This window comes from Metabacillus sp. SLBN-84, from assembly GCF_053629595.1.
Genome location: NZ_JBRJIP010000001.1, coordinates 3,892,384 through 3,906,177, shown reverse-complemented (window position 1 = coordinate 3,906,177; position 13,794 = coordinate 3,892,384). Strand labels below are relative to the sequence as shown.

Annotated in this window: 16 protein-coding genes; 14 read left to right on the top strand and 2 right to left on the bottom strand. The window is 46.0% G+C overall.

All coding sequences use genetic code 11. The annotated features are described in order from the left end of the window. Positions 1–38: 38 nt before the first annotated feature. The 11 genes from RKD52_RS19725 to RKD52_RS19675 all read left to right on the top strand — a co-directional run bounded on the left by RKD52_RS19725 (position 39) and on the right by RKD52_RS19675 (position 8,713). Positions 39–968, top strand: coding sequence for an ABC transporter ATP-binding protein (locus tag RKD52_RS19725; protein ID WP_454101046.1), 930 nt, complete (start codon positions 39–41; stop codon positions 966–968). After that, positions 965–2,053, top strand: a complete 1,089-nt coding sequence (locus RKD52_RS19720) for an ABC transporter permease (protein WP_454101045.1) — start codon at positions 965–967, stop codon at positions 2,051–2,053. The genes RKD52_RS19725 and RKD52_RS19720 overlap by 4 nt, the downstream gene beginning before the upstream one ends. A gap of 236 nt (positions 2,054–2,289) precedes the next feature. Then, entirely contained in the window at positions 2,290–3,351 is a 1,062-nt protein-coding gene (locus tag RKD52_RS19715; RefSeq protein WP_454101044.1) for a cyanophycinase, read from the top strand. 162 nt (positions 3,352–3,513) lie between these two features. Further along, positions 3,514–3,936, top strand: coding sequence for a GNAT family N-acetyltransferase (locus RKD52_RS19710; RefSeq protein WP_454101043.1), 423 nt, complete (start codon positions 3,514–3,516; stop codon positions 3,934–3,936). 16 nt (positions 3,937–3,952) lie between these two features. Beyond that, positions 3,953–4,378 carry a DUF1801 domain-containing protein gene (locus RKD52_RS19705; protein WP_454101042.1) on the top strand — a complete coding sequence of 142 codons (426 nt, stop codon included), beginning with the start codon at positions 3,953–3,955 and terminating at the stop codon, positions 4,376–4,378. 233 nt (positions 4,379–4,611) lie between these two features. Then, positions 4,612–4,758 (top strand): hypothetical protein, encoded by a 147-nt coding sequence (locus RKD52_RS19700; protein WP_168713777.1) that lies wholly within the window; start codon positions 4,612–4,614, stop codon positions 4,756–4,758. 53 nt (positions 4,759–4,811) lie between these two features. Further along, positions 4,812–5,354 carry a signal peptidase I gene (gene lepB / locus RKD52_RS19695; protein ID WP_454101041.1) on the top strand — a complete coding sequence of 181 codons (543 nt, stop codon included), beginning with the start codon at positions 4,812–4,814 and terminating at the stop codon, positions 5,352–5,354. Positions 5,355–5,674: 320 nt separating this feature from the next. Beyond that, positions 5,675–6,493, top strand: a complete 819-nt coding sequence (locus tag RKD52_RS19690) for an SDR family NAD(P)-dependent oxidoreductase (protein WP_454101040.1) — start codon at positions 5,675–5,677, stop codon at positions 6,491–6,493. Between the two features lie 138 nt (positions 6,494–6,631). After that, positions 6,632–7,072 (top strand): DUF2243 domain-containing protein, encoded by a 441-nt coding sequence (locus tag RKD52_RS19685; RefSeq protein ID WP_454101039.1) that lies wholly within the window; start codon positions 6,632–6,634, stop codon positions 7,070–7,072. Continuing rightward, entirely contained in the window at positions 7,069–7,863 is a 795-nt protein-coding gene (locus RKD52_RS19680) for a cytochrome c oxidase assembly protein (RefSeq protein WP_454101273.1), read from the top strand. Before RKD52_RS19685 ends, RKD52_RS19680 begins: the two co-directional genes overlap by 4 nt. A gap of 10 nt (positions 7,864–7,873) precedes the next feature. Continuing rightward, positions 7,874–8,713 (top strand): NAD(P)H-hydrate dehydratase, encoded by an 840-nt coding sequence (locus tag RKD52_RS19675; protein ID WP_454101038.1) that lies wholly within the window; start codon positions 7,874–7,876, stop codon positions 8,711–8,713. Here RKD52_RS19675 and RKD52_RS19670 read toward each other — a convergent pair. Then, positions 8,710–9,717: a sensor histidine kinase gene (locus RKD52_RS19670; RefSeq protein WP_454101037.1), complete on the bottom strand. Its 1,008-nt coding sequence runs from the start codon at positions 9,715–9,717 to the stop codon at positions 8,710–8,712. The two genes, RKD52_RS19675 and RKD52_RS19670, sit on opposite strands and share 4 nt — an antisense overlap. A 12-nt stretch (positions 9,718–9,729) precedes the next feature. Next, positions 9,730–10,428 carry a LytR/AlgR family response regulator transcription factor gene (locus RKD52_RS19665; protein ID WP_454101036.1) on the bottom strand — a complete coding sequence of 233 codons (699 nt, stop codon included), beginning with the start codon at positions 10,426–10,428 and terminating at the stop codon, positions 9,730–9,732. Between the two features lie 188 nt (positions 10,429–10,616). Here RKD52_RS19665 and RKD52_RS19660 point away from each other — a divergent pair, with 188 nt between their 5' ends. The 3 genes from RKD52_RS19660 (at position 10,617) to proC (ending at position 13,790) form a co-directional block, all read left to right on the top strand. After that, entirely contained in the window at positions 10,617–11,366 is a 750-nt protein-coding gene (locus RKD52_RS19660) for an ABC transporter ATP-binding protein (RefSeq protein WP_454101272.1), read from the top strand. After that, entirely contained in the window at positions 11,356–12,513 is a 1,158-nt protein-coding gene (locus RKD52_RS19655; RefSeq protein WP_454101035.1) for an ABC transporter permease, read from the top strand. Before RKD52_RS19660 ends, RKD52_RS19655 begins: the two co-directional genes overlap by 11 nt. A gap of 434 nt (positions 12,514–12,947) precedes the next feature. Continuing rightward, the gene (gene proC / locus RKD52_RS19650) at positions 12,948–13,790 is read left to right on the top strand and encodes a pyrroline-5-carboxylate reductase (protein ID WP_454101034.1); all 843 of its coding nucleotides are present in this window, start codon (positions 12,948–12,950) and stop codon (positions 13,788–13,790) included. Positions 13,791–13,794 lie beyond the last annotated feature (4 nt).

Genomic DNA, 13,794 nt, shown 5'->3' with positions numbered 1-13,794 from the left:
GAGGCAGCACCAATCTGTCTCCTTTTGGAGTGTGAAAAATGTCTGAACAGAATCAGATGATCAGCGTAAACGGGTTAATCAAAACGTACGGGGACTTTACGGCAGTGGACGGCATTACGTTTGAGGTTTTCAAAGGCGAAGTGTTTGGCGTGCTCGGCCCGAATGGAGCGGGAAAAACGACGACACTTGAAATGCTTGTCGGCCTGCGGAAGCCTGACGGCGGGTCGGCTGATATTGGGGGCTTTGATGTTGTCAGGGATTTAAAGAAGGTCAAAGAGGTTATTGGAGTGCAGCTGCAGTCTACGACTCTTTTTGAGCTTTTGACGGTGGAGGAGATTTTGCAGCTGTATGCCAGTTTTTACAAGAAGCATGTCCCTATCCATCCGCTGATTGAGGATATGCTGCTGACGGATAAAACGAAGAGCAGAATAAAGAGTCTGTCTGGCGGACAGAAGCAGCGGCTCGCGATTGCTCTTGCCCTTGTGCACGACCCGTGGATCATTTTTCTGGATGAACCGACGACGGGACTTGATCCGCAGGCGCGAAGAACGCTGTGGGATATTATTTTTAAGTTGAAGGAACGTGGCGTGACTGTTGTTTTAACAACCCACTATATGGATGAAGCACACGTATTATGCGACAGAATTGCCATCATGGATCAGGGAAAACTGATTGCCCTTGATACACCGGCTCAGCTGGTCCGAAATCTTCACTCTGAAAATGCGGTGGAGTTCCGTTTTGAAGAAGAGGCGGCTGAGGTTGATTTCAGCCGGATTGCAGGAGTAAAGCAGGTCGGAAGCCAGAAGGATGCGGTTATTCTTTATACAGATGATCTGCAGGCAACGCTGACGAGCCTGATTGAGACATCGGCAGAGCAGGGGCTTAAGCTTGCTGATCTGCAAATACGCACGGCGACTCTTGAAGATGTCTTTATTCACATGACTGGAAGGAGGCTGAGGGAAGCATGAGAGCTTACTGGCAGTTGACGTTAACCCAGCTTCGCATTTTCATGCGGAACAAGCAGGTGTTGTTCTGGACTCTGCTCTTTCCGATTTTTCTCATGGTGATGCTTGGCTCGTTTCTTGGCGGCGGAAACACTATGTCTGTGACCGTCGGTGTGGTGGATCAGGATCAATCAGATGAATCCAAGATTTTGGTGACAGCACTTAAGAAAAACCAGGCAATGAAGGTTCAAGAAGAAACTAAGGAAGACCGTGCACTCGGGAAAGTGAAAAAAGGAGATCTTCAACTTGCAATTGTGATTCCTGAAGGGTACGGGGAGAACAATGGAGACGAAAATCCAGCCTCACTTCCGGTTTACTACGATGAAACAAATGCAGCGGTCTCTCAAATCGGCCTTCAGCTCGTAAATGGGGCGGTCGATCAGATCAGCAAAGAAAAAGTCGGCTACAAGCCCGCTGTCGTGACAGAGGCAAAAGGGATTGAAACCCTCAATCTGCAGTATATCGATTTTCTTGTTCCGGGCATCGTTGCCATGATGATTATGAGCAACAATATGAACGGGGTAGCGGGACAGATTGCAGCATGGAGAGAGCGGGGAATCCTGAGAAGAATGCAGGGAACCACGCTTAGAGCTTCGACGTTTATTGCTGCACAGATTACGGCACGGCTGATGCTGAACGGACTGCAGGCCTTGCTTGTCCTTGTTATAGCCCAGTTGATATTCGGGGTGGATGTGCGCGGATCATGGCTTACGCTGATCGGGTTTGTGGTGCTCGGCACTCTTGCGTTTATGGCTATAGGCTTTATCATTGCCGGCATTGCAAAGACGCCGGAAAGTGCAGCTCCGATTGCAGGATTTCTATCTTTCCCGATGCTGTTTCTGGGAGGCGTCTTTTTCCCGATCAGCAACATGCCTGATTTCCTTCAGCCGGTCGTCTATGCGCTTCCGATTTCCCATTTGAGCCATGCACTAAGAGAAGTCATGAATGTCGGGGCCGCTGTCACGACACTCGGGACAGAAATGCTGATCCTGGCTTGCTGGGCGGTGGGGGCGTTTATTGTAGCAAGTTTTACGTTTAAGTGGGAATGAAAAGTGAAAAAAGGGGTCAGTCCCGCTGTGCTTTAACGTGCAGCGGGACTGACCCCTTTTGTTAGAAAATGGAAAATTATTGGTCGATTTGGGTTTATTTTAGGTTTTTCTAACAGCCTAAATCGCCCAATTAGTGGGTGTGGTGAACTGCAACCCTTGAAAGGACGGGCATCCCGTAAGTTGGCACACAACTTGCATCTATTTATTTGAATTTTCAAATAAAAAGGAGGCTTTTTATGAAGAGTTTAAAAACAGCAGGAAAAAAGGTAATGGTATGTGCAGCTTTAGTCGGTGGTCTTGTGTCGTTTTCAGGAGTGAATAATGTTGAAGCAGCGTCCTCGTATACACTGTATACGACAGGAAGCACCACCGATAAAGTGACTGCCGCATCGTTTGGCCAAGTTTATATGGGCGGAAGCACAGATGTAGATAAAGCGATGGAATGGATGATACAAAAAGCAAACGGAGGAGACTTCCTCATTATTAGGGCGACAGGTTCCAACGGCTATAATCAGTATCTCTACGATCTGGCACAATCCATCGGCAAACCGCTGAACTCAGTCAACACCGTCGTAGTAACGAATCTAACCCAGGCAGGTTCCGATTCTTCGCTGATCGATCGCATTAATAAAGCAGAGGCCATTTTCTTCGCCGGCGGGAACCAGGCGGATTATGTGGAGTTTCTTGAGGGATCTCCTGCATTAACAGCTCTGAACAATCGGATTCAGAATGTGCCGTTTGGCGGCACAAGCGCGGGTGCAATGATTCAGGGAGACCACATCTATGATGCAATATCCGCAGGTTCACAAACACTGGACTCTTTAACTGCTCTGAGAAATCCATACAGCAGTCTCATTTCATTCACCGATTATCTGATCCAGACCCCTCACAATAATAACATTCAGACTGACACACATTTCGAGCAGCGAGACAGGATGGGAAGACTGCTTACGTTTATGGCCCGTAATATTCAGGACGGGGAAGAGACAGGAACCTCGGCCAAAGGCATCGGCCTTAATGAACAATCGGCGCTGCTTGTTGAAAAAGACGGAACAGCAAAAGTTGTAACCCAGCCAGGAGCTGTAAATGCAGCTGTCTACATGGCAAAATCCAACCAGGCGCCAACCCGATGTGTGAGCGGAAGTTCGCTTACATACAATAATATCTCCATTTATAAACTGAAAGACGGAAACACATTCAACTTATCAACCTGGACCGGTTCCGGCGGGCTCTCCTATACGCTTAACGTGAACAGCGGAACAATCAGCTCTTCAACTGGTAAAGTATACGGAAACTAATGGGGAATTCCCCTTCTGCTTTAAAGCTGTAATAAAAAGAGGGTCAGTCCACCAACACGTTAAAGTGACAGGGGACTGACCCTCTTTTTTGTGGTAAAATGAAGGAAATTATACGATTAAAACGAATGTATGTATAACATTATGTAAATGGGGAGACAGCATATGGGATTTATCATTTCAAAAGAAAACAGCCAAACGAATAAGAACTTTGTGAATCAAAAACTTTATGAGTACAACGCGATGCATTTTCCTGAAGATCTAAACGGACGGTATGAGGAAGTAAATGTGTATCTTAAAGATGAAAGCGGTTTAGTTCGCGGCGGTATCCTGTGCGAAATTTGCTGGAACTGGCTTGAGATTCATACGCTGATGATTGATGAGGATCTGCGCCACTCAGGGTATGGTTCACAGCTTCTTGCCGAAGCGGAGAAGATTGCCGCAGAGAGAGAATGCGATTTTGTCAAAGTGGATACACTGAGCTTCCAGGCGGTTGATTTTTATAAAAAGCACGGGTATGAGGTGTACGGCACACTTGACGGAGTCGGACGCGATTTCAAGCATCATTACTTGAAAAAAAACCTGTGAATAAGGAGCGGATCAGATGGCCTATGAACTGAAAACGAAGGAAACGGATCACAGCGTTGTGGAGTTTATTGAAGCAGTCGAATCTCCAAAAAAGCGGGAGGACGCCTACCGGCTTCTGGACCTTTTTACAGAAACAACGGGATTTGACGCTAAGATGTGGGGTCCGAGCATCATCGGGTTCGGCTCGTACCATTATAAGTATCCTACAGGACATGAAGGAGACGCGCCGCTTGTTGGCTTTTCACCGCGCAAAGCGAAAATCAGCCTTTATTTTGCAACAGGTGATTCTGAACGGGAAAAACTCTTAAAGGACTTTGGAAAACATACAACGGGCAAGGCGTGTGTTTATATAAACAAGCTGGCTGACGTCGATGAAGACGTGCTGAGACAGCTTATTAACCAGTCGGTGGACTTTTTGAATAAAACCTATCCAAAATCCTAAAGAAGAAGCGGTGCCATTAAGGCGCCGCTTCTTCTTTAGGATTAAAGGTTTTTCTCATAAAAAAGGTTTCAGCACATGCTGTCAATTTCTTTTTTTAGCTGAGAAACATATAATAAGAAGTGCAGCAGCATTCGGACAAACATACATGAAGAAATGATCTTTTCTGCTGTACTCATGCCAAAAGTGAAACTTTCCAGCATTATCCTTCGTAGAATAAGCAAGGAGATGAGGACATGAGCACAAAAAAGATGGCAGGTGCAGGCTGGGTTTTTGGTATGGCTGCAGGGGCAGGACTTGGTATCGCGATTGATAATATTTCGATAGGAATCGCTCTTGGCGTCGCTTTTGCAATCATATTCAGTTCAGGAAAAAAACCGTAACTTCTGCAAAGGGTCATTTGTTTAATACGGGCTGAATCATTGGAGGGACCGCAATGACAGAACATGAAAAAACCAGCAATGCAAGAAAAGAAATATGGAGCTGGATTAAATCCATCCTTTTTGCATTGGCCATTGCAGTCATTTGCAGAGAGTTTTTATTTGCTCCTGTAGTGGTGGAAGGAAAATCAATGCAGCCGACGTTCGAGGATCAAAACCGGCTGATTATCTCAAAAACAAGCGGCATTGAGAGATTTGATATGATCGTCTTTCATTCACCCGAGCCAGGCCGGGATTACATCAAACGGGTGATCGGCCTGCCCGGTGATCAGATTGAAATGAAACAGGATGTTCTGTACATCAACGGAAAGCAGTTTGAGGAACCTTACTTGGCAGCGAATAAAAATATGCTGGGCTATGGGGAACAGCTAACAGAAGATTTTCAGGTCACAGTGCCTGACAATTCCTATTTTGTCATGGGGGACAACCGCCGTCAGAGCAGGGACAGCCGTGAAATTGGCTCCATAGCAAAAGATGAAGTGATTGGGGAAGTGAAGCTTCGCTTTTTCCCGTTTGATAAGGCCGGAATTCCTGAATAACTTGAAAAACCTCCATTGTTTGTCGAATGGAGGTTTTTTTAATTGTTATGGAAATTATAAAGAGTATCAGGTTGTGAATAATTTGAAAAAGTTATCCTCGGCAAGCGGAAGCGCCTAGATCCTCTGTCAGAACAAATCTGTCAAAAAAGGCGGAACCCGGACTTTTCCGACAGATTCTTATCTGCCTATCGGAGCGGGCCTTGGCGCTTACGCTTTTGTTTTTGTGACGGTTTCAGGAACAATCCAGGTATTTTGTCTCATGTGTTAAATCTTCCTATATAATAGATTTGTGGGTAAATATTCCAATTGGAGGAATGTGCATGGATGAGGTCAAAAAGGTTGCGATTGTGACAGGCGGGGCATCAGGAATCGGCAAAGCAATATGCCGGGAACTTATTGATAAGAGGGTTTTTGTCATCATCGCAGATGTGGATGACAAGGAAGGTAAGACAACAGAAGCAGCATTTAATGATATAGAGATTTTATCAAGGTATGTGCATGTAAATGTAAGCGAATTCAATTCTGTTGAACAGCTTATTTCTGAAACGTTCCGGGAATTTGGCCGTCTGGACTATATGTTTAATAATGCCGGCATTGCCATGTACGGCGAGCTGTACGACATGTCTATAGACCACTGGAAAACAATCATGGATGTCAACGTCTGGGGCGCAGTGAACGGTACTCAGGCTGCTTATCCTCTTATGAAAAAACAGGGTTTTGGACATATTGTCAACACCGCATCTGCAGCAGGACTCGGACCTGCACCTGTCTCTGCCGCCTACTCTGCCACTAAGCACGCAGTTGTCGGCCTCACGACATCCCTGCACTATGAAGCCGAGGAATACGGGGTAAAAGTAACGGCCCTCTGTCCCGCCTTCGTGGATACTCCTATTTTTAATAAAGCCACCGCCATTAACATCGACAAAGACAAAATGAGCAGCCAGATGAAAAAGCAAAAAATGATGACACCTGAAAAGATTGCGAAGCTTGCCATTGAGGGCGTTCACCGGAATCAGCCAGTTATTTGTCCAATGCCCCTAAGAAAAACGATGGATGGCTTCTTCCTCCTGGTTCCAGCCGCGCACCGGGCATTAATGAGGCTTGTGTGCAGAGTCAGCCGAGAAGCAAGAATGGAATGAGAAAACCGCCATTACGGCGGTTTTTTCTTTGTTGGCTTCCATTTAAAAATCATCCAAAAGCCCTGCCGCCGCTTCGTTTACATCCAGGTTCGGAAGGGAAATTTGATTAACAGATACTTTATTTGAGAGGGGATACATATGACAGCGCGCAGGAAGAACCTTTTGTCAGGCATTCTTTTCGGTCTTGGGCTTGTCGCTTTTATTGATGAAACCATCTTTCATCAGCTGCTTCATTGGCATCATTTCTATGATAAGGCAACGACGGATATCGGGCTCGTTTCGGATGGGCTGTTCCATGCATTCAGCTGGTTTGCGACAATCGGAGGATTATTTTTGTTTGCTGATTTGAGAAGGCGGCAGTCACTCAATGTGAGGAGATGGACGGGTGGCGTTCTTGCAGGTGCAGGGGCGTTTCAGCTTTACGACGGCACCGTGCAGCATAAGCTTATGGGGCTGCACCAGATAAGGTATGTCGAAAATGTTTATATCTATGACTGGATTTGGAATGTCACAGCTGTCCTGATGCTCCTATCAGGAGTGTATTTCATTCTCCGTGAAAAAAGAAAGCAGGCGGGCTGAAGATGCACCATGCTCATCACACATTAAGTGCAGGCATTCAATATATCATGGCTGCGCCATTTGTTTTGGCTGCCGTTTTATACACCGCAGCCGTTATTTATTCAAACAGACAGTACCGGAAATGGCCTGTTTACCGGACGGCATTCTGGTTTGCGGGAAATCTGTGTGCCGCCGCTGCTGTTTTTGGTCCGCTGGCTGAGAAAGCGCACGGCCATTTTGTTTTTCATATGACCGGCCATTTGCTGCTGGGCATGCTTGCACCTCTTTTAATGGTCCTTGCTGCACCTGGAACGCTTTTGCTGAGAACACTTGATACTGACCGGGCTAGGCGTGTAACGGGAATTCTGAAAAGCAGGCCTTTTTTCATCCTGTCGCATCCAGTCACGGCAGCGTTCTTAAATGTCGGGGGGCTTTGGCTGCTTTATACATCTGATTTGTATCACATGATGCACCAGTCGGCATTTTGGCATGCAGCCGTTCATTTTCACGTGTTTCTTGCAGGATATTTCTTTACGGCGGCTCTGCTCTACATAGATCCTTTTTTTCACAGAGTAAGCTATTTGTACAGGTCGGCGGTATTGCTCGGAGCTCTTGCCGCCCATGGCATCCTGTCCAAGTATTTGTATGCGCACCCTCCTGAGGGAGTGCCGCTCAATCAGGCAGAGCTTGGAAGCATGCTGATGTATTACGGCGGGGATGTGATTGATGCACTGATTATCTGTATTCTTTGTTTGAAATGGTACCGATCTTCAAAACCGGTATTCAAACCCAAGAGCGTTAACACTTACTGAGAGGAGAAAAATGATGGAGGAATGGACGGAAGGTCATGTAAAAGAAACACTCCCGGAAAGAACGAATTCTGGACATAAAGGCACATATGGAACCGGCCTTCTTCTGGCAGGAAGCAAGGATATGCCTGGAGCTGCTTTGCTTTCAGGGCTTGGGGCCATGCGCAGCGGCATTGGAAAGCTTGTAATCGGGACTGAGGAAGAGGTCATTCCCTATGTTGTGCCGGTACTTCCGGAGTCGACGTATTTGCGGAACGGCCTCAAAAAAACGTCGGACGGAGAAGTGAATACAGCAGAATATAAAGCGATTGCTGCGGGCCCCGGACTTGAACCAAATGAGGAGACCGTAAAGGCGGTACAGCACCTTCTTCAGGGGGATTGTCCCATTATCCTGGATGCAGGTGCGCTGTCAGAGCGCACTTACGAAATGAGGAGATCTCCTGTTATTCTGACTCCGCATCCCGGAGAATTTGCCCGAATGACAGGTATAGAGGTGACTGAGCTGCAGGAAAACAGACTTCATCTTGCCTCGCACTGGGCAAAAAAGCTCGGAGCTGCAATCGTATTGAAAGGAAATGGCACGGTAACGGCATTTCCGGATGGCAGTGCCTGGACCAATCCGACCGGAAACAGCGCCCTTGCAAAAGGCGGGACCGGCGATACGCTTACCGGGATGATGCTCGGCATGCTCTGCTGTCACAAGGATTGGAAACATGCCGTATTAAACGCCGTTTATCTTCACGGCGCCTGTGCGGACAGGTGGACAAAGACCAGATCGGCTCATACAATGCTCGCGCATGAATTGACGGATTTGCTTCCTGAAGTTTGGAAAGAAAAAGAGCAGAGGGATTAGTCCTTCTGCTCTTTTTGTATGTCTCCTGTAACCGCAGGTAATTTAATTTTCACTGTAAATTGTTCATCTTTATGGATAAAGTCGAGGTATCCCCCGTGTTTTTGGACAATATCTTTTGCGATTTTTGTCCCAAGGCCATCATGTTCTCCGCCTTTTGTTGTGAGTCCGTCAACTTCAAACAGCCGATCAACAATATTTAAGGGCAGCGGCAGGGTTGCGTTTTTTACGGTAAGAAGATAAAGCCCGCTCTTTTTATAAAGCTGCATGGACACTTCAGCCTGTTTGCCTCTTGCTGCTTGCCATTCTTCCGCCGCATCTATGCTGTTTGAGAGCAGGTTTCCTGTAAGGGCTACAATGTGCCTGTCAGGTAAAGGAAGGGCTGATACAGGATGGTCAAGGTCATAAACAAGCGATATTCCTGCCGCTTGAGCGCGTTTGTACTGCTGATGAAGCATTCCGGCCACAATGCCGCGCTCGCCTTTTATTGAAAGGTTCGTTTGCTCATATTCCCCGACAAGATCATCTAAATAGGCTTTAGCCTCCTCCTGCTTTTGATGTTCAAGCAAAAAGTGCAGGGCTGATACATGTTTTAAAAAGTCATGCCGTTCACTCCGCACCGCTTTAAAGGTTTCGTTAAGGTGCGTTTGCTGCTTTTCAGCCTGTTCAAGCTCATGATTGAGAGCATAAAACTTGTTTGCGGCGGTCAGCCTGATTGCTTCTGTCCCCGTAAAAAGGATAAGGACCACTGTGTGAAAAAGAATCGGCAGATCGCTTAATGACAATGAAACAACAGCCATCTGAAGAACCGTTAAAAACAGATGCCATTTTCCGCTCAGCCCATTCATATGAAAGACGGTTGTCCGGCTTAGAATAAGTCCCGCTCCTCCTGCAATCAACCCTGCTGCATAAGCGGAAAAGGAAATGGACAATTTCTCAAGAGCCATGTAAAGAGGAACCGCTCCAATTAAGGATGCCAGAACCCAGTATGTTTTTTCATTGATCATTGTTTCCCCGCCTTAAAAATAATGCTTCTGCAGAAAATCCACTTTTTCTTTTGTAATCATTGCCTGGCCGTTTAATCCTTCGAAAGTGACAATATAAGAATTCTTGGCGTACAGAGAGAAGTTTTTTACGTAGTGAATGTTGATGATAAAGGACCGGTGTGAACGGATAAAGTCCCGCTCTCTAAGTTCGCCTTCAAGTTCATTTAGTGTCAGGTATGTTTTAACGGCCCCGCTCTTCGTGTAGATGGTCGTCGACCGGCCGGAACGTTCAATGAAGATAATATCCTTTTTCTGAAGGATGTGAATGTCGTTTTTCTGCTTGAGGTAAAGCCTCCCGGCAATATCCGCTGATTGTGTTTTTTCCATAAGCCGCTCAACTGATTTTATGAGCCTTTCTTTCGGATAAGGCTTCATGATGTAGTCATGGACATTAAGTTCAAAGGCATGCACGGCATAGCCGCTGTTTCCGGTCACAAAGATGACAGATATATTGAGTGCATGAGAGTGAATGACATCCGCAAGCTCATAGCCTGAAAGGTCAGGCATTTCGATATCGGCTATGAGGACATCCACCACTTCTTTTTTTATGTATTCATAGGCTTCTTCGGCGGATTGGGTAGAAAAGACAATCTCTACATCCGGAATGCCTGAGATGATGCCGTTCAGTTTGTCGAGATCAATGAAACGGTCATCCACTAAACCAACTTTCATAAATAGGTCTCCTCTTCAATGGATTGCTGAATTTCATAATGGAGGAATAATCACTTTATTTTACCATTTAAAAGCTTTTTTGGCATTTTCACGACATGAAACGGACAATTCACGACATAAGTGCAGATTCTCTTTTAAAAGCTTTGTATGATAAAGACATCAAATCGAACGCATATGAGGTGAAGGAAATGATTGATGTTCAGGCTGTAACTAAAACGTTTAAAGATAAGAAAACATTTGTCACTGCCCTTAAGCATGTATCCTTTTCTATGAAAGAAGGCGAAGTGACCGGACTTCTCGGTGAGAACGGCGCTGGAAAAACGACGCTTCTCAGGATGATCGCAACGCTGCTCACACCTTCTGAAGGAAGTGTGACGGTATCAGGTTTTGATACGGTCAGAGAACCGGCCTCAATCAAAAAACAAATCGGCGTCCTGTTTGGAGGAGAAACAGGCCTTTACGACAGGCTGACTGCGAGGGAGAACCTTGAATATTTCGCCCGCCTCTACGGTCTGAGCAAGCATGAAACAAAAGTAAGGATTGATGAGTTGTCAAAAATGTTCGGCATGAGAGACTACCTGGACAGAAAAGTCGGCGGCTTTTCAAAAGGCATGCGCCAAAAAGTGGCCATCGCAAGAGCCATCATCCACAATCCGAAAATCATTCTGTTTGATGAACCCACAACAGGTCTTGATATTACCTCTTCAAACGTATTTAGGCAGCTTGTCCACCAGCTGAAGCGCGAGGGAAAAACGATTGTGTTTTCAAGCCACATTATGGAAGAAGTCTCGATGCTGTGCGACTCTGTCGCAATGATGCATAAAGGGGAACTTGTGTATCAGGGAGATCTTGAAGGACTTTATAAAGAAGAAGGCAGCAGTGATCTAAATTACATTTTCATGAGTAAGCTTGTGAGGAGAGATGAATATGCTTCTTAATTGTTATTTAAAAGAGATGAAGGATTGTTTCCGCGACAGCCGGACACTAATCCTGACCGTCCTTCTGCCAATTATCTTAATGACGGGGCTGACACTGTTTTATGAACGCATGGTTTCAGGCGGGGAAGAAGATATGTATACGCTTGCGGTTGAAGAAACGATAAGTCAGGCCGAAGCGGAACTGTTCACCCCTCTTAAAAATGTGGAGCTGGTCAAAACCGGAAATCCTGAAGAGGCTGTCAAGGAGGGCGATGCGCAGGCCGCTGTGATTCTTGATAGTGATTTTACTGCGAAAATTGAGGATGGAAAAACAGCTTCCATTACCATGATCGGGGACTCCTTCAGTCAGAATTCATCGACGCTGATGACACTTGTATCGGGAGCTTTGACTGCCTATGAAAAAACGGTTGTAGGTGATCGCCTGGCTGAAAATGGTACAGATCCGTCCATGATCCAGCCGCTTGCCATTGAGCAGAAGGAAATGACACAGGAAGACCCGACCATTAACCTCGTGGCTTTATTAGTGCCGATGATTCTTGCACTTGCAATCGGGATTGGCGCAAGTCCGGCAGCATCCGATCTTTTTGCTGGAGAAAAAGAGAAGAAAACGATGGAAGCACTTCTTATGACACCTGTCAGCAGAACGACTCTGCTTTTCTCAAAGTGGCTGGCCATTTCTTCTCTTGGAGCCATTACAGGGCTGATTACACTTGGTGTCGTCTCGCTTGAAGTTGCCTTTTTAACAGAGAACCTTCGAAAAGCTGTTTCATTTGGAAGCGATGCACCGATCATCATCGGCATGGCTCTCCTCATCTCTGTCATTTATGCGATGTTTATGGCATCTGTTCTGATGCTGACAAGCATCATCGGCAAGACAGTAAAAGAATCCCAAAGCTACAGTTCTCCGGTTCTGATGATCGGAACCATCCCTGCATTAACGACGACAAGCATCGGAATCAATGAATTTGAGTTCCAGCACTTCGCCATTCCGGTTCTGAATTTGTTTACAATCCTAAAGGAGCTCCTGTTTGGAGTCGTCCAGTATGATCATATTCTCCTTGTCCTTGGAAGCAACCTGGCCGTTATGGTCATTGCATTAATCATTGGAAGAATCCTGTTTTTAAAAGACAAATGGGTGATGAATTAGGATAATGCTGCGGGCAATCACATTGCCGGCAGCTTTTTTCATTTGTTAGGAAATTATAAAGAATAAACGGCTGTGAATAACATAATAAAGTTATCAGCGGCAAGCGGAAGCGCCTAGATCCTCTGTCAGAACAAATCCGTCAAAAATGTCAAAACCGGACTTTTCCGCCGGATTCTTATCTGCCTATCGGAGCGGGCCTTGGCGCTTGCGCTTTTGTTCTCTGCAAATATCGCCATATTTCCGCTTAAAACCGAATTAATCATGATTAAACGGATTTGTTGAAGGCAAACCGCATGATGATAGCGCTTCCTTTCACTATCTCGACCGTATCCTCACGAATGTCCTGTTATCCCTTGAATCTGCTTCTCAGCATGTTACGATAGTAACCGTTGAAAAAACGAACGGAAACACAGCGAACACAGAGGGGGCACATTATGCTTAGAGAAAAAAGAGTAGCGTTTTTAGGTGCGGGATCGATGGCAGAATCGATGATCGCTGGAATAGTACAGAAAGAAATTATTCCTGCTGATCAGCTGTATGTGACAAACAGAAGCAATCAGTTGAGGCTTCAGGAGATGAATGCAAAGTATGGTATTCAGGCGCTGACTAAAGACGCACTGCCATATGGCGAAATTGATTTATTTATTCTCGCAATGAAACCCCAGGGTGCAGCGGATGCACTCGGTGAACTGAAAGACAAAATAAGGCCGGATCAAGTGGTGATCTCCGTTTTAGCCGGAATTTCGACTGAATTCATGGAAGATCACTTGAAGGACGGACAGCAAACGGTTCGTGTCATGCCCAATACGTCAAGCATGATTCAGGAATCTGCGACCGCCTTGAGTCCGGGCAGGCATACAGACATGGACAGCGTTCTGCATGTAAAAGAACTGCTGAGCTGTATGGGGAAAGTATTTTTAATAGAAGAAAGCCAGATGGATATTTTCACAGGTCTTGCAGGAAGCGGACCCGCCTATTTCTACTATTTAATGGAGCACATGGAGAAAGCAGGCGTCGAGAAGGGCATGGACGAACACATGGTGCGCGAAATTGTTGCCCAGACGATTCTCGGTGCAGCCAAAATGATTCTTTCAAATGATGAAGCACCGTCAAGCTTGAGAGAAAAAGTAACTTCTCCAAATGGAACGACGGCATCAGGGCTTGAAGCATTGCGCAAAAACAATGGAGGAAAAGCCATTTCCGAAGCAGTCTATCATGCTGCAAAACGTTCAAAAGAGCTGAACGAAGAAATGGCCGGAGCGTTGGTGACGTCTTAGCCCG

What these genes read in the sequence shown, in the direction of transcription:
- RKD52_RS19725 (WP_454101046.1), top strand. Translation starts at nt 39, where the DNA reads ATGTCTGAACAGAATCAGATGATCAGCGTAAACGGGTTAATCAAAACG.
- RKD52_RS19700 (WP_168713777.1), top strand. Translation starts at nt 4,612, where the DNA reads ATGAGCACAAAAAAGATGGCAGGTGCAGGCTGGGTTTTTGGTATGGCT.
- proC (WP_454101034.1), top strand. Translation starts at nt 12,948, where the DNA reads ATGCTTAGAGAAAAAAGAGTAGCGTTTTTAGGTGCGGGATCGATGGCA.
- RKD52_RS19720 (WP_454101045.1), top strand. Translation starts at nt 965, where the DNA reads ATGAGAGCTTACTGGCAGTTGACGTTAACCCAGCTTCGCATTTTCATG.
- RKD52_RS19690 (WP_454101040.1), top strand. Translation starts at nt 5,675, where the DNA reads ATGGATGAGGTCAAAAAGGTTGCGATTGTGACAGGCGGGGCATCAGGA.
- RKD52_RS19675 (WP_454101038.1), top strand. Translation starts at nt 7,874, where the DNA reads ATGATGGAGGAATGGACGGAAGGTCATGTAAAAGAAACACTCCCGGAA.
- RKD52_RS19670 (WP_454101037.1), bottom strand. Translation starts at nt 9,717, where the DNA reads ATGATCAATGAAAAAACATACTGGGTTCTGGCATCCTTAATTGGAGCG.
- lepB (WP_454101041.1), top strand. Translation starts at nt 4,812, where the DNA reads ATGACAGAACATGAAAAAACCAGCAATGCAAGAAAAGAAATATGGAGC.
- RKD52_RS19665 (WP_454101036.1), bottom strand. Translation starts at nt 10,428, where the DNA reads ATGAAAGTTGGTTTAGTGGATGACCGTTTCATTGATCTCGACAAACTG.
- RKD52_RS19685 (WP_454101039.1), top strand. Translation starts at nt 6,632, where the DNA reads ATGACAGCGCGCAGGAAGAACCTTTTGTCAGGCATTCTTTTCGGTCTT.
- RKD52_RS19660 (WP_454101272.1), top strand. Translation starts at nt 10,617, where the DNA reads ATGATTGATGTTCAGGCTGTAACTAAAACGTTTAAAGATAAGAAAACA.
- RKD52_RS19715 (WP_454101044.1), top strand. Translation starts at nt 2,290, where the DNA reads ATGAAGAGTTTAAAAACAGCAGGAAAAAAGGTAATGGTATGTGCAGCT.
- RKD52_RS19710 (WP_454101043.1), top strand. Translation starts at nt 3,514, where the DNA reads ATGGGATTTATCATTTCAAAAGAAAACAGCCAAACGAATAAGAACTTT.
- RKD52_RS19705 (WP_454101042.1), top strand. Translation starts at nt 3,953, where the DNA reads ATGGCCTATGAACTGAAAACGAAGGAAACGGATCACAGCGTTGTGGAG.
- RKD52_RS19655 (WP_454101035.1), top strand. Translation starts at nt 11,356, where the DNA reads ATGCTTCTTAATTGTTATTTAAAAGAGATGAAGGATTGTTTCCGCGAC.